Annotated in this window: 20 protein-coding genes; 5 read left to right on the forward strand and 15 right to left on the reverse strand. The window is 61.8% G+C overall.

All coding sequences use genetic code 11. From position 1 onward, the window contains the following. Positions 1-210: 210 nt before the first annotated feature. From msrQ to mrcB, 9 genes are all read right to left on the reverse strand, one after another. On the reverse strand, positions 211-822 hold the full coding sequence (gene msrQ / locus QYE47_RS25320) for a protein-methionine-sulfoxide reductase heme-binding subunit MsrQ (RefSeq protein WP_014592380.1): 612 nt from the start codon (positions 820-822) through the stop codon (positions 211-213). After that, complete coding sequence (gene msrP, locus QYE47_RS25325) at positions 822-1,835, reverse strand: protein-methionine-sulfoxide reductase catalytic subunit MsrP (protein ID WP_014592381.1); 1,014 nt, start codon at positions 1,833-1,835, stop codon at positions 822-824. The genes msrQ and msrP overlap by 1 nt, the downstream gene beginning before the upstream one ends. A 79-nt stretch (positions 1,836-1,914) precedes the next feature. After that, positions 1,915-2,766, reverse strand: coding sequence for a CDP-diacylglycerol--serine O-phosphatidyltransferase (pssA, locus tag QYE47_RS25330; protein WP_003250045.1), 852 nt, complete (start codon positions 2,764-2,766; stop codon positions 1,915-1,917). Positions 2,767-2,916: 150 nt separating this feature from the next. After that, positions 2,917-3,933 (reverse strand): ketol-acid reductoisomerase, encoded by a 1,017-nt coding sequence (ilvC, locus tag QYE47_RS25335; RefSeq protein ID WP_003250043.1) that lies wholly within the window; start codon positions 3,931-3,933, stop codon positions 2,917-2,919. A 56-nt stretch (positions 3,934-3,989) separates the two neighbouring features. Next, positions 3,990-4,481: an acetolactate synthase small subunit gene (ilvN, locus tag QYE47_RS25340; RefSeq protein WP_003250040.1), complete on the reverse strand. Its 492-nt coding sequence runs from the start codon at positions 4,479-4,481 to the stop codon at positions 3,990-3,992. 1 nt (position 4,482) lies between these two features. Continuing rightward, positions 4,483-6,207 carry an acetolactate synthase 3 large subunit gene (locus tag QYE47_RS25345; RefSeq protein WP_026031851.1) on the reverse strand — a complete coding sequence of 575 codons (1,725 nt, stop codon included), beginning with the start codon at positions 6,205-6,207 and terminating at the stop codon, positions 4,483-4,485. A 408-nt stretch (positions 6,208-6,615) separates the two neighbouring features. Further along, the gene (locus QYE47_RS25350) at positions 6,616-6,948 is read right to left on the reverse strand and encodes a YqcC family protein (RefSeq protein ID WP_003250034.1); all 333 of its coding nucleotides are present in this window, start codon (positions 6,946-6,948) and stop codon (positions 6,616-6,618) included. Beyond that, entirely contained in the window at positions 6,948-7,748 is an 801-nt protein-coding gene (locus QYE47_RS25355; RefSeq protein WP_010955334.1) for a M48 family metallopeptidase, read from the reverse strand. The genes QYE47_RS25350 and QYE47_RS25355 overlap by 1 nt, the downstream gene beginning before the upstream one ends. Positions 7,749-7,763: 15 nt before the next feature. Further along, a complete protein-coding gene (gene mrcB, locus QYE47_RS25360; RefSeq protein WP_010955335.1) occupies positions 7,764-10,085 on the reverse strand; it encodes a penicillin-binding protein 1B in 2,322 nt (773 codons plus the stop codon). 115 nt (positions 10,086-10,200) lie between these two features. On the opposite strand from mrcB, the gene QYE47_RS25365 reads away from it, so the two are divergent. Together QYE47_RS25365 and QYE47_RS25370 are read left to right on the forward strand one after the other, a co-directional pair. Then, positions 10,201-11,763: a bifunctional aminoglycoside phosphotransferase/ATP-binding protein gene (locus tag QYE47_RS25365; protein ID WP_110159877.1), complete on the forward strand. Its 1,563-nt coding sequence runs from the start codon at positions 10,201-10,203 to the stop codon at positions 11,761-11,763. 157 nt (positions 11,764-11,920) lie between these two features. After that, a complete protein-coding gene (locus tag QYE47_RS25370) occupies positions 11,921-12,199 on the forward strand; it encodes a TfoX/Sxy family protein (RefSeq protein ID WP_010955337.1) in 279 nt (92 codons plus the stop codon). Between the two features lie 180 nt (positions 12,200-12,379). Here the strand turns inward: QYE47_RS25370 and QYE47_RS25375 are convergent, their stop codons facing one another. The 4 genes from QYE47_RS25375 to QYE47_RS25390 all read right to left on the reverse strand — a co-directional run bounded on the left by QYE47_RS25375 (position 12,380) and on the right by QYE47_RS25390 (position 16,052). After that, positions 12,380-13,264 (reverse strand): ChaN family lipoprotein, encoded by an 885-nt coding sequence (locus tag QYE47_RS25375; protein ID WP_070384351.1) that lies wholly within the window; start codon positions 13,262-13,264, stop codon positions 12,380-12,382. A gap of 102 nt (positions 13,265-13,366) precedes the next feature. Continuing rightward, complete coding sequence (locus tag QYE47_RS25380) at positions 13,367-14,134, reverse strand: heme ABC transporter ATP-binding protein (protein WP_014592388.1); 768 nt, start codon at positions 14,132-14,134, stop codon at positions 13,367-13,369. Continuing rightward, complete coding sequence (locus QYE47_RS25385; RefSeq protein WP_162470272.1) at positions 14,134-15,117, reverse strand: iron ABC transporter permease; 984 nt, start codon at positions 15,115-15,117, stop codon at positions 14,134-14,136. The genes QYE47_RS25380 and QYE47_RS25385 overlap by 1 nt, the downstream gene beginning before the upstream one ends. A 50-nt stretch (positions 15,118-15,167) precedes the next feature. Next, positions 15,168-16,052, reverse strand: coding sequence for a hemin ABC transporter substrate-binding protein (locus QYE47_RS25390; protein WP_070384353.1), 885 nt, complete (start codon positions 16,050-16,052; stop codon positions 15,168-15,170). Positions 16,053-16,200: 148 nt separating this feature from the next. Here QYE47_RS25390 and QYE47_RS25395 point away from each other — a divergent pair, with 148 nt between their 5' ends. Then, positions 16,201-16,518, forward strand: a complete 318-nt coding sequence (locus QYE47_RS25395) for a Rieske (2Fe-2S) protein (protein ID WP_110159875.1) — start codon at positions 16,201-16,203, stop codon at positions 16,516-16,518. Here QYE47_RS25395 and sfsA read toward each other — a convergent pair. Both sfsA and QYE47_RS25405 read right to left on the reverse strand, forming a co-directional pair. After that, positions 16,508-17,221: a DNA/RNA nuclease SfsA gene (sfsA, locus tag QYE47_RS25400; RefSeq protein WP_014592392.1), complete on the reverse strand. Its 714-nt coding sequence runs from the start codon at positions 17,219-17,221 to the stop codon at positions 16,508-16,510. The two genes, QYE47_RS25395 and sfsA, sit on opposite strands and share 11 nt — an antisense overlap. Further along, a complete protein-coding gene (locus QYE47_RS25405; protein WP_014592393.1) occupies positions 17,221-18,393 on the reverse strand; it encodes a pyridoxal phosphate-dependent aminotransferase in 1,173 nt (390 codons plus the stop codon). Before QYE47_RS25405 ends, sfsA begins: the two co-directional genes overlap by 1 nt. Before the next feature lie 210 nt (positions 18,394-18,603). On the opposite strand from QYE47_RS25405, the gene dksA reads away from it, so the two are divergent. Together dksA and gluQRS are read left to right on the forward strand one after the other, a co-directional pair. Continuing rightward, positions 18,604-19,050 (forward strand): RNA polymerase-binding protein DksA, encoded by a 447-nt coding sequence (gene dksA / locus QYE47_RS25410; RefSeq protein ID WP_003250009.1) that lies wholly within the window; start codon positions 18,604-18,606, stop codon positions 19,048-19,050. Between the two features lie 63 nt (positions 19,051-19,113). After that, positions 19,114-20,001, forward strand: coding sequence for a tRNA glutamyl-Q(34) synthetase GluQRS (gene gluQRS, locus QYE47_RS25415; RefSeq protein WP_033724692.1), 888 nt, complete (start codon positions 19,114-19,116; stop codon positions 19,999-20,001). The last annotated feature ends 180 nt before the right edge of the window (positions 20,002-20,181 follow it).

Genomic DNA, 20,181 nt, shown 5'->3' on the forward strand with positions numbered 1-20,181 from the left:
GAATCCCACAGGCATAATTGGCCCGAAACAAACGTAGGAGCGGGTTTACCCGCGAAGCGCCGCGCGGGCGGCGCTCGGTCTCACAGGCGATGAATGTCTCGAGCCGGACGCGCGCGGCGCTCGATTTCACAGACACCAGAGAAACCAAGGCGGGCCCTCTCCACAGCCATTGCTATCTCAAGACAGGCCCTTGGCAGCCCCACCCCACTCTCAAACCGCCCTACCCTGCTTCCTGGCAACCCTGGGAAGCGCCCGCGCAACAGCAGGTATCCGCAATACCATCAACACAGCCCCAATAAACGCATAGATCGCCCATTCCCGAAGGTCGGAACGCACGATCCACAGGAAATGCAGCAAGCCCAACCCAAGCACCGCATACACCAACCTGTGCAGCCTCTTCCACCGCGCCCCCAGCCGCCGTTGGCTGTACCGGTTCGAAGTGACCGCCAACACCAGCAACCCCAAGAACCCCAGCGCCCCCACAATAATGTAGGGTCGCTTGCGCAACTCCACCGCCAACTGCCCCCAATCCAACCCTAGAATGAAAAACAGGTAAGCCAGAATGTGCAGCACTATATAGGCGAACACCCACAACCCCAGCTGCCGGCGAACCACGATCCAGCCAGACCAGCCCGTCAGCTTCTGCATTGGGGTCATGCTCAAGGTCACCAACAGGAAGGTAAGCGCCCCAAGCCCAAGGCGATCCATCATGATCTTCCCGGGATCAGGCCCCAGCAGGTTCATCGCCGCTTCATATAGCCACCACACCGGGAACAGGCAGCCTACGACAAAGATGGCCAAGCGAAACCAGGGGTAACGCATCAGTAGTTCTTCCGCAGATCGAGCCCGGTATACAGCGACGCCACTTCATCAGCATAGCCATTGAACATCTGCGTCTCCCGCACATTGGGGCTGAACAACCCGCTGGGCAAACGACGTTCGCGCGCCTGGCTCCAGCGCGGGTGGTCGACTGTCGGATTCACATTGGCATAGAAACCATATTCATCCGGCGCCAGCCCTTCCCAGGTAGTGCCGGGCTGCTCCGCTACCAGGCTGATGCGCACAATCGACTTGATGCTCTTGAAGCCATACTTCCAAGGCACCACCAAACGCAACGGCGCACCGTTCTGGTTGGGCAGTTCCCGGCCGTACATACCCACCGCGAGAATTGCCAACGGGTGCATCGCCTCATCCAGGCGCAACCCTTCTCTATAAGGCCAGTCGATCAAGGCGAAGCCAGAACGCTGCCCAGGCATATGCTGCGGATCCTTCAGCGTTTCGAAACGCACATAACGCGCACTGGAAGTCGGCTCAACCTGCTTGAGCACCTGAGCCAAAGGGAACCCCAGCCACGGAATGACCATCGACCACGCCTCTACGCAGCGCAGCCGATAGATCCGCTCCTCGAGCTGATAGGGTTTGACGAAGTCCTCCAGCGCATAGCGTCCGGGCTTGCCCACCTCACCATCCACCACAATGGACCACGGTTCGGTCTTCAGGCTGTCGCCATTGGCCGCCGGGTCGCCCTTGTCGGGCCCGAACTCGTAGAAGTTGTTGTAGTGAGTGGCATCCTTGAACGGCGTGATCGCCTCGCCCTTCACCGTCACCGCCTGCCAGCGCGTGGCCGCGAGCTTGTCAGTGAACCAGGCCGGCGCGGCCCCAGCCTGCACATCGGCATAACGCGACATTTGCGCCGCGCCCACCCCGCCCGGCAATGCGCCTAGCGCCAAGCCAGCCAATGAGCCACCCAGCAGGGTTCGACGGGAAAGGTAAATGCCTTCGGGGGTGATCTCCGACGCTTTGCACTCGGAAGACCTGGGAAGCTTGATAAGCATGAACGGCTCCATAGCACTGAGTAACGGATGTACCAGTAAGACTATGGAGCCGTGAGGTTATTCCAGCGTTAAGTGATTTTCACGCTTTGCGACGGCGCGCCTTCAGCAGGAACTGGATCGGCCCCGATGCTGCATAGGCGAGGAAGATCAACAGAAGGATACGCGGTGGGTCGCTGAACACGACGGCAAATACCAGCACCACCGCCAGGATCGCCACGAACGGCACGCGCCCCTTGAGGTCCAGCTCCTTGAAACTGTTGTACTTGATGTTGCTGACCATCAGCATGCCAGCAGCAGCCACCAGCAGCGCGACCAGGAACGACAGCTTGGAACCCTGGATGCCATAGTCGCTGAACGCCCATACGGTGCCCGCCACCACACCTGCGGCAGCCGGGCTGGCCAGGCCGATGAAGTAGCGCTTGTCGGCGGTACCGACCTGGGTATTGAAGCGCGCCAGGCGCAACGCGGCACCGGCCACATAGATGAAGGCAACCATCCAGCCGACCTTGCCCATGTCACCCAGCGCCCAGCCGAAGGCCAGCAAAGCCGGGGCCACGCCGAAGGCGACCATATCCGACAGCGAGTCATACTCGGCACCGAAGGCACTCTGGGTATTGGTCATGCGCGCAACGCGGCCGTCCAGGCCGTCGAGCACCATGGCCACGAAGATGGCGATAGCGGCAAAAGCGAAGTACTTGCTCGCCTCGCGCGGGTCGCCAGCACTCAGGGCGCTCTGTGCGCTCATCGAGCTGATGATGGAATAGAAACCGGCAAACAGGTTGGCGGTGGTAAACAGGTTGGGCAACAGGTAGATGCCGCGGTGGCGCACCTTGCGGCCTTCGGCGTCATGCCCTTCTTCAACGTGCTCATCGACAGGTAGCAGGCTTTCGGCGTCGGAGGGCTTGTTCGGCTCTTCGGGACGTTCGCTCATGGAGGGTACCTTGCAACAGGATGGAAAATGTTCGACACGGGCCCGCGAAACAGGTTCTGACAGCGAGCCACTGGTCTGCTTTATACCAGAAGCTGGATGCCAGAACGAAAAAACGCGGCCGAAGCCGCGTTTTTCATCTATCGATAAGACTTAGTTCTTGGTCTTGTCGACGATTTTGTTAGCCGAGATCCACGGCATCATCGAGCGCAGCTGCTCGCCGATGATTTCGATGCCGTGAGCGGCGTTGTTGCGGCGCTTGGCGGTCATCGATGGGTAGTTGGTAGCACCTTCGGAGATGAACATCTTCGCGTACTCGCCGTCCTGGATGCGCTTCAGGGCATTGCGCATGGCCTTGCGGGATTCTTCGTTGATGACTTCCGGGCCAGTCACGTACTCACCGTACTCGGCGTTGTTGGAGATCGAGTAGTTCATGTTGGCGATGCCGCCTTCGTACATGAGGTCGACGATCAGCTTCAGCTCGTGCAGGCACTCGAAGTAGGCCATTTCCGGCGCGTAGCCAGCTTCGACCAGGGTTTCGAAACCGGCTTTGACCAGCTCGACGGTACCGCCACACAGAACAGCCTGCTCACCGAACAGGTCGGTTTCGGTTTCGTCCTTGAAGGTGGTTTCGATGATACCGGTACGGCCACCACCTACGCCCGAAGCGTAGGACAGTGCGACGTTCTTGGCGTTGCCGGAAGCGTCCTGGTAGATAGCGATCAGGTCAGGGATGCCGCCGCCTTTGACGAACTCGGAGCGAACGGTGTGGCCCGGGGCTTTCGGCGCGATCATGATCACGTCGAGGTCGGCACGCGGAACAACCTGGTTGTAGTGGATCGAGAAGCCGTGAGAGAAGGCCAGGGTAGCGCCCTTCTTGATGTTCGGCTCGATTTCGTTCTTGTACAGAGCGCCCTGGAACTCGTCCGGGGTCAGGATCATGACCAGGTCAGCCGCAGCGACAGCGGTAGCAACGTCGGCAACTTTCAGGCCGTGGGCTTCAGCCTTGGCAACGGTAGCCGAACCTTTACGCAGACCGACGGTAACGTCTACACCGGAGTCTTTCAGGTTGCACGCCTGAGCGTGGCCCTGGGAGCCGTAACCGATGATGGCGACTTTCTTACCCTGGATGATGGAAAGGTCGCAGTCTTTATCGTAGAAAACTTTCATGAAAATACCCCTGGTTATATCTCGGCCCCTGCGGAGCCATCGCTAATTTTTTGGATTTAGATGCTGAGCACTTTGTCGCCACGGGCAATGCCGGTAACGCCGCTGCGCACGGTTTCCAGAATCGATGCAGTGCCGATCGCCTGGATGAAGCTGTCCAGTTTGTCGCTGGTACCGCTCAGCTGCACGGTGTACACGCTGGCGGTCACGTCGACGATCTGGCCACGGAAGATATCCGTGGTGCGCTTGATCTCGGCACGCTGGGCACCGGTGGCCTTGACCTTGACCAGCATCAGTTCACGCTCGATGTGAGCGCTTTCCGACAGGTCGACAAGCTTGACCACTTCGACCAGCTTGTTCAGGTTCTTGGTGATCTGTTCGATCACTTCGTCATGGCCAACGGTGGTCAGCGTCAGACGCGACAGGGTCGGGTCTTCGGTTGGCGCTACAGTCAGGCTTTCAATGTTGTAGTTGCGCTGGGAGAACAGGCCGACCACGCGGGACAACGCACCTGGTTCGTTTTCCAGCAGCAGGGAAATGATGTGCCGCATATCAGGTACGCTCCGTCTTGCTCAGCCACATGTCACGCATCGAGCCATCCTTGATCTGCATCGGATAGACGTGCTCACTGCGGTCAACCGCGATGTCGATGAACACCAGACGGTCCTTCATCGCAAACGCTTCTTCCAGCTTCGGCTTGAGGTCCTTCAGGCTGGTAATGCGGATACCCACATGGCCATAGGCCTCAGCCAGCTTGATGAAGTCAGGCAGCGACTCGACGTACGAGTGCGAGTGACGACCGTTGTAGGCCATGTCCTGCCATTGGCGGACCATGCCCAACACACCGTTGTTCAGGTTGACGATCTTCACCGGCAGGCCGTATTGCATGCAGGTGGACAGCTCCTGGATGTTCATCTGGATGCTGCCTTCGCCGGTCACGCAGGCCACGTCCTGATCCGGGAAGTTGAGCTTGACGCCCATCGCCGCCGGGAAGCCGAAGCCCATGGTGCCCAGGCCACCGGAGTTGATCCAGCGGTTTGGCTTGTTGAAGCGGTAGTACTGCGCGGCAAACATCTGGTGCTGGCCGACGTCGGAAGTGACGAAGGCATCGCCATTGGTCACTTCGCACAGTGTCTCGATGACTTTTTGCGGTTTGATGACGTTGCCATCGCCCTTGTCGTAAGGGAACAACTCGCCATTGCCACGCCATTCGTCAATCTGCTTCCACCAGGTATCCAGCGCCGCCTTGTCAGGCTGCTCGCCGATTTCCTTGAGGATGCCGAGCATTTCGTTGAGCACGCTGTCGACCGGGCCGACGATTGGCACGTCGGCCTTGATCATCTTCGAGATCGACGCCGGGTCGATGTCGATGTGAATGATCTTGGCGTTCGGGCAGAACTTGGCCGGGCCGTTTACAACGCGGTCGTCGAAACGCGCACCGACGGCAAAGATGACGTCGGCATTGTGCATGGCCATGTTGGCGGTGTAGCTGCCATGCATGCCGAGCATGCCGAGGAACTGGCGGTCGGTACCCGGGAAGCCACCCAGCCCCATCAGGGTATTGGTGACCGGCAGGTTCAGCGACTTGGCGATTTCAGTCAGGGCTTCGGAGCCACCGCCGAGGATCACACCGCCACCGGAGTAGACGACCGGACGCTTGGCCGCCAGAAGCATCTCGGCAGCTTTGCGGATCTGGCCGGAGTGACCGCGGACCGCCGGGCTGTAGGAGCGCAGCTTGACCTTTTTCGGGTAGACGTATTCAAACTTCTCAGCCGGGTTGGTCATATCTTTTGGAATGTCGACCACGACCGGACCTGGACGACCGGATTGCGCCAGGTAGAAAGCTTTTTTCAGAACTTCAGGGATCTCGGTCGGATTCTTGATCATGAAGCTGTGCTTCACGATCGGCCGCGAGATACCAATCATGTCGGTTTCCTGGAAGGCATCGGTACCCACCATGGTGCTAGGCACCTGGCCGGACAGGATGACCATCGGAATCGAGTCCATGTAGGCGGTGGCAATGCCGGTAATGGCATTGGTCGCGCCAGGACCGGAGGTTACCAGCACCACACCGGCCTTGCCGGTGGCGCGAGCGTAGCCGTCCGCCATATGGGTGGCCGCCTGCTCGTGACGAACCAGGATGTGTTCCACTTCCGGTTCTTTGAACAGTGCGTCGTAAACATGCAGGAGAGCACCACCAGGGTACCCGTAGATGTGCTTAACGCCTTCGTCACGCAAGAAGCGGACGACCATCTCAGCGCCAGATAAAAGCTCCACGTTGTTCACCTCTAAAACGCCAGAATACCGCCCTCACTGGACGGGTCTTAATAGGTTTACTGCCAAGCAGAGCATGAGCGAACGTCAGCACTGACTGAGCAAGTATTGGGAGATCCCCAGAGTGTTGCGGGGGTTTCCCACCCAGCGCGAGGTAACGCGTTGCGGGGTGTAACAGGTCGGCGCGGGTGTGCACCTCATGATCTGCTTAGCGGGTCTGCTTCTGGCAGTCCCTCTACAGCGGAAGTTGGATTCTTGTGATTCGGCGCCAACAAGTCAAGAAAAATTATTGCCAATTTTTCCTCAAGATGAATTCCTGCCACCACTAAAAATCGCTTCAGCAGCAGAATTAAGAAGATTTCCAAAAAAAAGGGCCACAATCTGCGGCCCTCGACGGAAAAACTGAAGAAATCAGGCGGAAGGAGCGATCAATTGATCAAAAGCTGCCAATAGGCGGCGTAGCTCACGACTTTGCTCCGGCCGGTCGGTAAACACGGTTTCGGCCATGACAAGGATGCTCGATGCATTGGGCAGCGGGTGGCCCAGCTCGATGATGATCTTCATGCGGGGCAGGAAGATCCATTGCAGCCACTGCTCAAAACTGAGGGTATCCACGGCGAACGGCACCGTACTGGCCAGTGCCTCGTCGCTTGGCGGCTCGTCATCCCACCAGCCTTGCACCTGCAGCTCGCGCTCGATCAAGAGCAGGTGGTCGGCAATATCCAGCACACGTTGCTCGATCATCACGAATTGACCCGCGCCTTTTGCCGGGCCAGCGCAGCCCCAGCGCTATCACCCTGCTTTTCACGGGCCTGGGCGATCGTGTTCCAAAGCTCTGCCTGCAGGCTGGGGCGGCCGTTGGCGTAAGTCAGGGCGCGGCGCGCCAACTGCTCGGCCTGCGCTGCATCACCTTGCGAAAGGCGCACCTGGGCCAGGCGATACAGCACCTGCGGCTCACGCGGAGCAATGCGCTGGGCACGCTCAAGACTCGAAGCGGCACCGTTGAAGTCGCCGCTGCCCTGCTGCGTCTGCGCAGTGGTCAACAGTGCCAGCACAGGACCGTCCAGCTGCTCGTCGGCCGACAGGCCACCGGCGGCGGCGCTGCGCGGAATACCGGTTGGCGCACTGGCGCTTTGCGGGGTGCTGTTCATCGCAGCGATGTCGAAGGGTTCGTCGGCAATCGGGTTGGGATTGGTGGTCATCGGTGCCGAACTGACAGGCCCTGTACTGATCGGCCCTGGAGTGATAGGCGAGGTACTGATCGGCGCAGCGCCATTGGACGCCGGGAACGTCTGGATGCCCGAAGCGCCTGCGCCCTGCGGGATCATCACGGTGACACCGGAATCCTCCGGCAGCGTCTGCGCCTGGGCGGTGCCGGCGTTATAGCCACCCGCCGAGCGGTTGGCCGTCACGCGTTCGCTGTTGGACACGCGGGTGCTCGAATCGACCACCGGAATATTGCCACGTGGGACGCTGGAGCACCCCTGGAGCACAGCCAACGCCGTCACGGCAGGAAACAGCCACTTGTTCACATCACACCTCATCAATGCAGCCTGTGCTTAATTCATCCAGCCTTTGACCCAGTCCATTACCGATTCTACTGGGTCCTGCTCGCCGCCACAGGCTGCGCCGGCCGGCGGCTCACTCCCGCGAATATACGGCATCTGCACCGCTCCCGGACAGCTGGCATCAGACCCATGGCCACTGTAGGGGTCGATCCAGGCCTGCACCACGTTGTCCGGTTGCGGCATATCCAGCGGCAGCGGGTCGGCCTTCTTCATGAAGCTGGTCCACACCTGCAAGGCGCCGGTGGCGCCGGTAAACGGTGTCTTGCCGTTATCGTCACGCCCCATCCACACCACGGCCAGCAGATCCTGACTGAAGCCGGAGAACCAGCTGTCACGCGAGTCGTTACTGGTACCGGTCTTGCCCGCCAGGGTCAGCGAGCGCGGCAAGGTGTTGTACACCGAACGCCCTGTACCTTCTCGCATTACGCGTTGCATGGCGTTCTGCACCAGGTAAATGGCACCTGGGTCGAAGGTCTGCTGGATCTGGAACGGGTAGCGCTTGAGCGGCTCGCCCTCGGCGGTGAGCACGCTGCGGATGCCGCGCATCGGCGTGTTGAAGCCGCCGTTGGCGATGGTCTGGTACATGGTTGCCACCTGCATCGGCGACATGCCACCTGCCCCCAGCAACATGGCAGGGAATGCAGGCCAGTCGACATTCACGCCCAAACGACCAATGGTCTTGATCACGTTCGGCACACCCACTTCCAGGCCAAGCTTGGCGGTCGACAGGTTGTAGGAGTTGGCCAGCCCCTGATACAGGTAGATAGTGCCATGCGGGCGGCGGTCATAGTTTTGCGGGCGCCAGACTTGGCCGTCAGCCCCCTTGACCGAAAATGGCTCGTCCTGCACCCAACTGGTCAGGGTGTACTTGCTCGGCTGCTCCAGCGCAGTCAGGTATACCGACGGCTTGACCAACGAGCCGATCGGCCGCACAGCATCGATGGCCCGGTTGAAGCCGGCGAAGCCTGCCTGGCGGCTACCGATCAGCGCCTGCACTTCACCGGTCTCAGGGTTGGTCACGACCATCGCCGCTTCCACATCGTCTGCCCCCTTGCGGCCCGCCAGGCGCTTGAAGGTCTCGCTCATCGAGGTTTCAGCCTTCATCTGCAGGATCGGGTCGAAGCTGGTAAAGATGCGCAGGCCTTCTTCGGTCAAGTCTTCGTCGCGGTAATCCTGGCGCAACTGTCGCTTGACCAGGTCGAGGAAGGCCGGGAACGAGCTGTCGGCCAGGCTGCCACGCTTGGTCACGCCCAACGGCATTTTCTTCGCCGCATCGACTTCTGCCTGGCTGGCCACGCCCTGTTCGGCCACCAGGTCGAGCACCAGGTTGCGGCGAGCCAGGGCCCGCTCGGGATGACGCCGCGGGTTGTAGTAGGACGGGCCTTTGACCATGCCCACCAGCAGGGCGATCTGATGCAGTTTCAGCTCAGACAGCGGCTGGCTGAAGAAGAACTGGCTAGCCAGACCAAAGCCGTGCACCGCGCGTTGACCGTCCTGGCCGACGAACACCTCGTTGAGGTAGGCCTCAAGGATTTCGCGTTTGTCGTAGTGCAGTTCGAGCAGGACCGCCATCATCGCCTCGGTCAGCTTGCGGCTGAGGCTGCGCTCGCTGCTGAGGTAGAAGTTCTTCACCAATTGCTGGGTCAGGGTACTGCCACCCTGGCGCATCGAGCCGGACGACGTGTTGACCCACATGGCCCGGACGATGGACTTTGGCGACACGCCGAAGTGGCTGTAGAACTCGCGGTCCTCCGTTGCCACCAGGGTTTCGAGCAGATATTTGGGTACCTGATCGATCTTGATCAGGATGCGGTCTTCGAGATTTTTCGGATAGATGCCGCCGATCATCAGCGGCTCCAGCCGCACCACGTCAAGCGCCTTGCCGTTGGCACCGGAAAGGCCCGCAACGTAATCGCCAGAGAAGCGCACGCGGACGAACTGCGCCGGTTCCATGCCCTCGTAGAACTGGAAGCCACGGGTATTGAGGTCGACGGTATTGCCGTTGACGGACGCAGCGCCCGGGCCGTTGGCCGCGCTTTCGCGACGGTAGCCGAGCGCATCGAGCTCGGTGAGGAAGTCGTTCTTGCTCAACTTCTGGCCGGTGAACAGCTCCAGCGGTCGGGCATACACTTTGGCCGGGATGGTCCAGCGCTTGCCGGAGAACTTTTCCTGGACGACGGCATCGAGGTAAACCGCGAAGCCGGCAACGATCACCAGGCCAACCAGGCTGAGCTTCAAAGCCCAGCCCAGCCAGGCGCGGGAGCGGCCGGTCGGGCGTTTCTGAGGGGTGCGGGGATTTCGGGTTCGGGTCATGGCGGCGGATTATACGCACTTTATAAAGGCTGGGCAGACGGCCCGGCGGTAGGCAGGGACGGCACCATTGACCATAATGGCGCATTCGAATTCCCTTGCCCCGGAAGGATTTGCCGTGAGCCAAGCTCTTATTACTGCGTTGCAGAACCCTGCCCTGTACCCTCACCCCGTGGAGGGGTTTCAGCTCATCGAGACGCATATCTCCTGGGTCCTGCTCACTGGCGAATATGCCTACAAGATCAAGAAACCGATGAATTTCGGCTTCCTGGACTTCACTGGACTGGACCAGCGCCAGCATTTCTGTAATGAAGAATTGCGCCTGAACCAACGCCTGACCGAAGGCCTGTACCTGCAAGTGTTGCCGATCACCGGTAGCGTCGACGCACCGCAGATCGGTGGCGAAGGTGAAGCCATCGAATATGTGCTGAAGATGCGCCAGTTCCCCCAGGGCCAGATGCTCAACACCCTGCAGGCCAATGGCGAACTGAACGCCACGCACATAGACCAGATGGCCCGGCAGATTGCCGAGTTTCACCTGCAAGCCCCGCGTGTGCCGATGGAGCACCCGCTGGGCACGCCAGACAGCGTGATGGCCCCGGTGGAGCAGAACTTCGAGCAGATTCGCCCATTCCTCAGCGACAAAGCCGATCTGCAGCAACTCGACGCCCTGCAGGCCTGGGCCCGCAGCAGCTTCGAACGCCTGCATGGCCTGCTGGAAAAGCGCAAGGCCAATGGTTTCATCCGTGAGTGCCACGGTGACATCCACCTGGGCAATGCCACCTTGATCGATGGCAAGGTGGTGATCTTCGATTGCATCGAGTTCAACGAGCCTTTCCGACTGACCGACGTCTACGCCGACACCGCCTTCCTGGCCATGGACCTTGAAGACCGCGGCCTGAAGTGCCTGGCCCGACGCTTCATCAGCCAGTACCTGGAACTGACAGGAGACTACGAAGGCCTGGAACTGCTCAACTTCTACAAAGCCTACCGCGCGCTGGTGCGGGCCAAGGTCGCACTGTTCAGCATGCCGGCCGACGCTGATGGCGTGCAGCGGGCCACCACCCTGCGCACCTACCGCAACTACGCCAACCTGGCCGAAAGCTACAGCGCCATCCCGTCGCGCCTGCTGGCCATCACCCATGGCGTTTCGGCGGTGGGCAAAAGTCACGTGGCCATGCGCCTGGTTGAGGCCCTGGGTGCAGTGCGCGTGCGTTCGGACGTAGAGCGTAAGCGCCTGTTCGGCGAACAACAGCAGGCCGACGCCGGCCAGCTGAGTACGGGCATATACGACCAGGACGCCAGCGCAGCGACCTATCAGCGCCTGCACGAGGTGGCATCGACCGTGCTGCGCGCCGGTTTCCCGGTGGTGCTGGACGCCACCTACCTCAAGCGTGAGCAACGCCAGGCTGCGGCAGAGGTTGCCAGCCAGACCGGCGTGCCGTTCCTCATCCTCGACTGTCACGCGCCAGAGGCGGTCATCGCCAGTTGGCTGGAGCAGCGCCAGGCCGAAAACAGCGACCCGTCGGATGCCACGCTGGAGGTGATCAAGGCCCAGCAGGCCAGCCGTGAGGCGCTGGATGCGCAGGAGCTGGTGCACAGCACCCGCGTCGATACCCAGGCTGCCGGCAGCATGGATCAGGTGATCGAGCAGATTCGCCAGCAGTTGCCTGGCCTGTAAGTTCGTCATCTTCCTGTGCCTGCCCGCCAAGGGGCAGGCACAGGCCGCTCATCCCCCGATGGCAAAAAGCCGCACATTTCCCAACGCCCGCTACACTCCTCTCAGACCTGCTCGCGATTTATCCCCCATTCCCGTTCAGCCATCGCAAGGAGGCTCGATGAACGATGAATTGCAGCATCTGAAGAACCTTGGCAAGACTTCTGCGCAGTGGCTGCATGCAGCCGGCATCCACAGTGCATCGGATTTGCGCCGCCTGGGCGCGGTGGGTGCGTACCAGGCCGTGAAGACACGAGGGTTCCGTGCATCGAAGGTGCTGTTGTATGCCATTGAAGGCGCCCTGCTGGACATGCACTGGAACGATTTGCCGCTCGAACGCAAGGAAGCACTCAATCAACAATTGGACGCGAAAAACCCTACGCAAAAAAAACCAAAATAATCGGGGTAAAGGGATTGACGGCTAAATGAGAATTTTTATGATTATCACAACTGGTCGCGAGACTGGTTGGATAAGCTAAGAGCCCCTGGTTCGGACTCTCAGATTATCTCCTCATCAGGCTAATCACGGTTATTGACCCGGCAATTTGCCGGGTCTTTTTTTGCCTGTGCTTTTTCAGGATCAACGCCGCAGCTGCGCGCAATAATCCTGCTCCGGCATCGCTGCCGTGTACCACACATAATCAGCCTCGCCAGGCTCGATTCGCTCGCCCACCTCAGCCAGCAGCAATACCTTGCTCTCCCCCGACGCCCTCAGGTCAGCCAGATGCAAGGGTATGCCCAGGTCCTTGCGCACATGGTAAGCCCCGGCAAACAGCAGCGCCGGTTGCGGTGCCGCCTGCAAACGCTCGGCCATGCGCCGGTCGCGCTGCTGCTGAACGGCCAGCATCGCCGGTAACTGGTTTTCCGGCAGCATCCCGCAATGCCCGGCGCGCACCTGTTCCAGCAAGGCAGCCTTTACCGCGGGTGCATTGGACTTTTCACCCTGCACCGGAGCTGGTTGTCGATAGGCCTGACGCATCTCGGCGGGCGAAAGGTTGGCTGCCAGCAACGTCACCCGATGCTGCAAGGCTTCAGTGACAATCGGCCCGTACAACTGCCAATCCCAGCCCTCCTGCCAGGCCAGCGCCTTGGGCAAGTCTTCCGGCAAAGGCTGCCCCGCCAGCTTGTCCACCCGTGATTGCTGTTCGGGCTGCAGCATCTCCAGCAGCAGGCTGCCCTGGGTGCGCTGGCCTTGCAGGGCGCGCAGCAGCCACAGTTGCAGCGCGTGATGGTCAGGGTTGTCGTGCTTCTCGCCGACAAGCACTCGGGGTGCGTCAGCCAGGCGCTGCACCAGCGTTTCAGGGCTTATGACCTGCTCATTGGACAGGTCGACAATTTTTCCCAGCTGGGCGTGCGTGCGACCTTCACTGCTCTGCCAGGCGGGCAACGGCGGCAGGCTGGCCTGACAGCCGCCTATCGCCAGTACCAGGCTCAGCGAGAAACCGGACAGCAGCGGGTGTCGCATCGGCAGTTACTCCATGTCATCCACAATTTGAATGGCCAGCTCCGGGGGCGGACCTGTCGCGAGACAAGGCCGCTTCCACAAAGGCCGTGCACGGTTCGAGAATCAACGGGTGATGATCAGCGGATGCCCGCGCTCGGGGTGCGCCTGCACCAGTACGTCGATACCGTACACCGCTTTCAGGGCCGCAGGGGTCAGTGCCGCTTCGGGCGTGGCAAACGCATGGCAGCGCCCCTGCTCCAGCAACAGGATACGGTCACAGTAACGCGCCGCCAGGTTCAGGTCATGCAGAATCACCAACACTGCAGCACCGCAGTCGGCGAAGCGGCGTACGGCTTCCAGGGTGGTGTGCTGATGCAGCGGGTCGAGCATCGAGGTTGGTTCATCGAGCAACAACGTGCTGCCCTCCTCCCCCGGCCATAGCTGCGCCAGCACGCGGGCCAGGTGTACCCGTTGCCGCTCGCCACCGGAAAGTGCCAAGTAGCTGCGCTCCACCAGGTGCCAGGCATCTGCCGCCCGCAACGCCGCTTCGACAATTTCCGCATCGCGCCGCTGACCGGTGCCATGAGGCATGCGCCCCATGCCTACCACTTCCTCCACCCGAAACGAGAAACCCAGGCTGGACACCTGCGGCAACACTGCCAGGCGCCTTGCCCGTTCCTGTCCGGCCCAATCGGCCAGCGGGCGGCCCTGAAGCGTTACCCGCCCACGGCCGGGGGCCAGCTCACCGCACAGCACACTCAGCAGACTGCTCTTGCCGGCACCGTTGGGGCCAAGCACACCCACGACCTGCCCCGCAGGCAACTGCAAGTGAATGTCGTGCAGCACCTCATTGCTGCCCCTGCACAGATACAGGCCCTCAACTTGCAACATCAGCCGCGCCCTCGCATCAGCAGGAACAGGAAGAACGGCGCACCGATGAAGGCCGTGACGATACCAATCGGCAGCTCGGCAGGCGCCAGCAGCAGCCGCGCCGCCAGGTCGGCAAACAACATCAGCACCCCGCCGGCCAGCAGCGAGGCTGGCAGCACCACACGGTGATCGGGCCCGGCCAGCAGGCGTACCAGGTGCGGCACTACCAGGCCGATAAAGCCGATCAACCCGGCTGCAGCCACTGCCGCCCCCACCCCCAGCGCCGTGCAGAACACCAGTTCACGCTTGAGCCGCTCCACGTCAACGCCCAGGTGGCGCGCCTCCGACTCCCCCAGCAACAGGGCATTCAGTGCCTTGGCCCGGCGCGGCAACCACACCGCCACCCCTGTCGCCACCAGCAATAATGGCCACAGCCGCTCATAGCTGGCGCCATTGAGGCTGCCAAGGTTCCAGAACGTCAGCGTGCGCAAGGTGGCGTCATCGGCCAGGTAAGAGAACAGCCCCACGGCCGCGCCACCTAGCGCGGTCATGGCCACGCCAGCCAATAACATCGTGGCGACGTTGGTCTGGCCATCGCGGCGCCCCAGGCGGTAGACCAGCGCAGTTACCCCAAGCCCGCCGACAAAAGCGCAGAACGACAGCAGATAAGGTGCGAAAGCATCCGGCATGCCGCCAAACCAAGCGCCGCCGACAATGGCAACCGCTGCTCCCACTGCGGCGCCGGCAGCAACCCCTACCAGCCCGGGGTCGGCCAGCGGGTTGCGGAACAGCCCCTGCATGGCCACCCCGGACAGAGCCAACACCGCGCCCACCGCCAACCCCAACAGGGTACGGGGCAGACGGATCTGGCCAAGGATCATCTCGGCCTGCTGCAGGCCATCTTCGGAAACGGGCAGCCCCAACAGGCGCAGGCCAGCGCGCAGCGTATCGAACATTGGCAGGCTGACTGGCCCCAGCGCCAGTGACAGCCAGGTCGCCAACAGACACAACAGGCTCAGGCTAATGAACAACGTGCGTGGCGAAACCCTTTGTTTCATTGTGCGAAGCTGGCCTGAGCAGCCGGGTAGAAGGCGGCTGCCAGCGACTGCAAGGTCGCCGGTAGCCGAGGCCCGAGCCCGCCGACCAGCAGCGTCGGGTCCAATGAGACCAGGCGTTTCTCACGCACGGCCCGCGAGGCAGCCAGCGCGGGGTTTTCTTTCAACAGCGCCTGCAAGGCCTGTTCATCGGCCAGCGCCCGGTCGGAAAACACGATCACATCCGGGTCAAGCGCCGCCAAGGCTTCGTTGGAGAAGTTCTTGTAGCCTGGGTGCGCGGCCAGGTTACGCCCACCCGCCTGGCCCAGCAGCCAGTCACCGGCAGTACCTTGCCCGGCGATCAGCGGCTTGGCCCCGGCATGGCCGACCAGCAGCAACACCCCAGGAGCCTGCTGCCCGGCCTGGGCCAGCTTGACGTTGGCATGCAACGCATCGAGCCGTTGGCGGTAGTCCGCTGCAAGCACGGACGCTTGCTGCTCTGCACCGAGCAACTGCCCCAGGTGCCTGAGGTTTTCATCTACCGCCGGCAGCTCGGCCTTGCTGGAGAACAACTCGACCCGCACGCCGGCCTTGCGGATTTGCGCCAGTACCGGTGGCGGCCCCATCTCCTCGGTGCCCACCAGCACATCCGGGCGCAGGCTGAGAATGCCTTCGGCCGACAGTTGTCGCTGATAACCCACACTGGGCAAGGCTTTCAACGAGGCCGGGTGCTGACTGGTAGTGTCCACACCGACCAGGCGCGCTTCACCTCCCAATGCGGTTATCCACTCGCTCAAGGCGCCACCCGCGCTGACCCAGCGTTGCGGCAGCTCGGCTGCCAAGGCTTGGGTAGAGAGCACAAGGCTTGCACACAGAGCGAGAAAAGCAGCTGGACGGCGCATCATCGGGTTCCTTCTGAAGACGGGCTACACGCCTTGTGGCGAGCGGCGGAACTGCGCACCATAGGCAGCCGGGCGCAGCGAATGCGATCAATTTGATAATTATTCGCATTGGAGCGTCAAGCCATCACGTGTTTCACGGGTCATCCTTGCCATGCACTTCCTTTGTACATCCCTCGGCCTCGCCGAGGGCCAAAGCCGCGCCTTCAGCGTAGACGGCCTCGAACTGTTCGGCGTGCGTCGCCAAGGCCAGGTGTACCTGTACCGCAACCGCTGCCCGCACCGGGACATCCCGCTGAACTGGGCAGAGGACGCGTTTCTGGATGACAGCGCCAGCCTCATCCACTGCGCCCATCACGGAGCCCTGTTCCTGATAGAAAGCGGCGAATGCGTGGCAGGCCCCTGTGAGGGTGAGCAGCTGCAGCCCCTGGGCTGCCACGAAGACAGCCGGGGCATCTGGTTCAAGGGGTAAGCAGCACCGGTAAGCGGCGATCGATGACGATACCCTCGGCGTCCAGCCGAGTGCCATAGGCCAGCACCTCCACCCCGTCCGCTACGGCAGCGCGCAGCGCCTGGGCGTAGGCCGTATCGATTTCTTCAGCCGGGCGCACAGCGTCGATACCGGTCAGGTTCACGCAATACAGTTGCACGGCCCGCACGCCCTGCCGGGCCAGCTTTGCCAGCTCACGCAGGTGTTTCGCACCGCGTTGAGTCACCGCATCAGGGAAGGCCGCAACTGCAGTGTCGGGGTAGCCCAGCGTCACGCTCTTGACCTCGACATAGGCCGGGGCACCCTCGAACTCCAGGCGAAAGTCGATACGGCTGCCTTCTTCGCCATAGGCCACTTCGCGCTTGAGTGCAGTGAAACCGGCCAGTTCAGTGATCATGCCAGCGCGCAGGGCCTCTTCGACCAACGCATTGGCCCGCCCGGTATTCACGCAGGCCAACCGCCCCTGGGGGGTTTCGCTGATTTCCCAGGTCCCTGGCAGCTTGCGCTTGGGGTCGTTGGAGCGGCTGAACCACACCTGCCCACCTTCACGCATGCAGTTGAGCATGGAGCCGGTATTCGGGCAGTGGATAGTCATCTGCTCGCCGCTGGCCAGTTCGATATCGGCCAGAAAGCGCTTGTAGCGACGCAGCAGGCGGCCCTGCTCGAGTGAAGGAGAGAAACGCATCAGCCTTGCCAGCTCTGCAGGCCACGGGCAATACGTTGCACCGCTTCTTCCAGGCGCGGCAGGCTCTGGGTATAAGCGAAGCGCACATGGTGCCCGGCCAGGTGGCGACCAAAGTCCAGGCCCGGCGTGAATGCCACGTGCTCGGTTTCCAGGAAGTGTCGGCAGAATGCGAACGCGTCCCCGCCAAAAGCGCTGATATCGGCGTACAGGTAGAACGCGCCTTGCGGCTCGACGGCGATACGGAAGCCCAGTTCACGCAGAGCGGGCAGCAGGTAATCGCGACGGCGGGCGAATTCGGCGCGGCGCTCTTCGAAAATGGCCAGCGCCTCGGGCTGGAAACAGGCCAGCGCGGCATGCTGAGCCATGCTCGGCGCACTGATGTACAGGTTCTGCGCCAGTTTCTCCAGGTCGGCGACCGCACCGGGCGGAGCCACCAGCCAGCCAAGGCGCCAACCAGTCATGCCGAAATACTTGGAAAAACTATTCAGGACGAATGCCGAGTCATCGACTTCCAGCACGCTCGGCGCGTCCATGCCATAGGTGAGGCCATGGTAGATCTCGTCCACCACCAGATGGCCATGCCGCTCATGGGTGGTTTTGGCCAGGCAGGCCAACGCTTCGCGCCCCAGCACGGTACCGGTGGGGTTGGCCGGCGAAGCGACCAGGGCACCGACGGTGTCCTTGTCCCAGTAGCGCTCAACCAGGTCGGCAGTCAGTTGGTAGTTCACATCCGGGCCCACCGGTACCAATTGGGCCCCGCCCTCGACCAGGCGCAGGAAGTGGCGATTGCACGGGTAACCCGGATCGGCCAGCAGCCAATGCTTGCCCGGGTCCACCAGCAGGCTGCTGGCCAGCAGCAGCGCGCCGGAGCCACCTGGGGTAATAAGGATGCGTTCCGGGTCGATGTTCAGGCCATAGCGCTGCCCATAAAAGCCGGCAATTGCCTCACGCAGTGCCGGCAGACCGCGTGCGGCGGTGTAGCGCGTGTGCCCGGCGGCCAGCGCGGCCTGGCCGGCCGCGACGATGGGTGCGGCCGTGGTGAAGTCCGGCTCGCCGATTTCCAGGTGGATCACGTCGTGCCCGGCCGCCTGCAGCTCGTTGGCCCGGGCCAGCAGCGCCATGACGTGGAAAGGTTCGATGGCGCGGCTGCGCGCACTGTAGGGTTGGGCCATGACCTTCTCTCAATTGGGTCTAAACTGGAGATTCTACCTCTGCACACCACCGAACGTACCGCTCAGGCCGGTGTCAACTAGCAGGATCGGGCGGGGTAGCGCACCCCCGATCTATCTGGTAAGTTCGGCGGCTCGCAGTCGCAGGGCCGGCGGTCGCCGGAGATGGAGCATCCTGCGCATTGGATCAGATGAGTGAGAGGCGGTCTATTCATGTCCACCCTAGAAAAGCAAAAAGCCAACCAGAATCTTTATGGGGTTGCACCCTATCAGGAGACCAAGGGTGAGGAGTACATGGGTGAGCCCATGCGCAAGCACTTCACCAAGATCCTCACTGGCTGGAAGCAAGAGCTGATGGTCGGCGTCGACAAGACCGTTGACCATATGAAAGAAGAAGCAGCCAACTTTGCAGATCCCGCAGACCGCGCATCCCAGGAAGAGGAATTCGCCCTCGAACTGCGCAACCGCGACCGCGAGCGCAAGTTGATCAAGAAAATCGATAAAACCCTGCAGAAGATTCAGGACGAAGAGTACGGCTGGTGCGAGTCGTGCGGCATCGAGATCGGCCTGCGACGCCTGGAAGCCCGCCCTACCGCCGACCTGTGCTTCGACTGCAAGGAAATTGCCGAGAAAAAGGAAAAAACGGTCGGCAAAGGCTGATCTTTCTTCCACCTGAACGGGGCGCATCATGCGCCCCGTTTCATTTATATGCCCAGCCTGACCATGACCGACTCCAGCTACATCGGGCGCTTCGCCCCCACCCCCAGCGGCTTCCTGCACTTCGGCTCGCTGGTCGCCGCCCTCGCCTCGTGGCTCGATGCCCGCGCCGTCAACGGCCGCTGGCTGCTGCGCATGGAAGACACCGACCCGCCCCGGGAGATGCCCGGCGCCCGCGATGCCATCCTCCAGACGCTGGAACGTTACGGCCTGCAATGGGATGGCGAGGTGGTATTCCAGAGCCAGCGCCACGATGCCTATGCTGCCGTGGTAGACCGCCTGTTCAACATGGGCCTGGCGTACGCATGCACCTGCTCGCGCAAGCAGCTGGAACGCTACAACGGCATCTACCCGGGCTTTTGCCGCAACGCCGGGCATGCCCGTGAAGGGGCAGCCATCCGCTTGCGGGTGCCAGAGCTGATCTACCGCTTTACCGACCGAGTGCAGGGTGAATACCAGCAACACCTGGGGCGTGAGGTGGGCGATTTCGTCATCCAGCGTCGTGATGGGTTGTACGCCTACCAGCTGGCCGTGGTGCTGGACGATGCCTGGCAGGGTGTTACCGACATCGTGCGTGGCGCCGACCTGCTCGACAACACCCCGCGCCAGCTGTACCTGCAGGAGTTGCTGGGCTTCTCACAGCCGCGTTACCTGCATATTCCGCTGATCGTGCAGCCGGATGGGCACAAGCTGGGCAAGTCGTACCGTTCGCCGCCACTGCAGGCGGAGCATGCTACCCCCCTGCTGCTGCGGGCATTGCGGGCGCTGGGGCAGGAGACAGACCCGGAACTGCTGTTGGCGACACCGGCAGAGGTGCTGGCAGTCGCGCGCACGCAATGGCGGCCGGATGCGATCGCGCAGCGGACCACGGTGCCAGAGGCTGATCTGCGCTGAACCTTTACCGGCCTCTTCGCGGGCGCGCCCGCTCCCACAGGGCCCCCAGTAAACCTAGAGGCAACGCTTTACCTGTAGGAGCGGGTTCACCCGCGAAGAGGCCGGCACATTCATTCCACCTCTCAAAAACAAAAGCCCAGTAAATTCAAACCCTTGGCGAACGCTGTGGATTCCCGCTAG

Source organism: Pseudomonas sp. 2,4-D (assembly GCF_030418155.1).
In the GTDB taxonomy this organism is placed as follows: Bacteria; Pseudomonadota; Gammaproteobacteria; order Pseudomonadales; family Pseudomonadaceae; genus Aquipseudomonas; species Aquipseudomonas alloputida.

Coding starts and splice junctions, on each gene's coding strand:
- msrQ (WP_014592380.1), bottom strand. CDS start 822: ATGCGTTACCCCTGGTTTCGCTTGGCCATCTTTGTCGTAGGCTGCCTG.
- msrP (WP_014592381.1), bottom strand. CDS start 1,835: ATGCTTATCAAGCTTCCCAGGTCTTCCGAGTGCAAAGCGTCGGAGATC.
- pssA (WP_003250045.1), bottom strand. CDS start 2,766: ATGAGCGAACGTCCCGAAGAGCCGAACAAGCCCTCCGACGCCGAAAGC.
- ilvC (WP_003250043.1), bottom strand. CDS start 3,933: ATGAAAGTTTTCTACGATAAAGACTGCGACCTTTCCATCATCCAGGGT.
- ilvN (WP_003250040.1), bottom strand. CDS start 4,481: ATGCGGCACATCATTTCCCTGCTGCTGGAAAACGAACCAGGTGCGTTG.
- QYE47_RS25350 (WP_003250034.1), bottom strand. CDS start 6,948: ATGATCGAGCAACGTGTGCTGGATATTGCCGACCACCTGCTCTTGATC.
- QYE47_RS25355 (WP_010955334.1), bottom strand. CDS start 7,748: ATGAGGTGTGATGTGAACAAGTGGCTGTTTCCTGCCGTGACGGCGTTG.
- mrcB (WP_010955335.1), bottom strand. CDS start 10,085: ATGACCCGAACCCGAAATCCCCGCACCCCTCAGAAACGCCCGACCGGC.
- QYE47_RS25370 (WP_010955337.1), top strand. CDS start 11,921: ATGAACGATGAATTGCAGCATCTGAAGAACCTTGGCAAGACTTCTGCG.
- QYE47_RS25375 (WP_070384351.1), bottom strand. CDS start 13,264: ATGCGACACCCGCTGCTGTCCGGTTTCTCGCTGAGCCTGGTACTGGCG.
- QYE47_RS25380 (WP_014592388.1), bottom strand. CDS start 14,134: ATGTTGCAAGTTGAGGGCCTGTATCTGTGCAGGGGCAGCAATGAGGTG.
- QYE47_RS25390 (WP_070384353.1), bottom strand. CDS start 16,052: ATGATGCGCCGTCCAGCTGCTTTTCTCGCTCTGTGTGCAAGCCTTGTG.
- QYE47_RS25395 (WP_110159875.1), top strand. CDS start 16,201: ATGCACTTCCTTTGTACATCCCTCGGCCTCGCCGAGGGCCAAAGCCGC.
- sfsA (WP_014592392.1), bottom strand. CDS start 17,221: ATGCGTTTCTCTCCTTCACTCGAGCAGGGCCGCCTGCTGCGTCGCTAC.
- QYE47_RS25405 (WP_014592393.1), bottom strand. CDS start 18,393: ATGGCCCAACCCTACAGTGCGCGCAGCCGCGCCATCGAACCTTTCCAC.
- dksA (WP_003250009.1), top strand. CDS start 18,604: ATGTCCACCCTAGAAAAGCAAAAAGCCAACCAGAATCTTTATGGGGTT.
- gluQRS (WP_033724692.1), top strand. CDS start 19,114: ATGACCGACTCCAGCTACATCGGGCGCTTCGCCCCCACCCCCAGCGGC.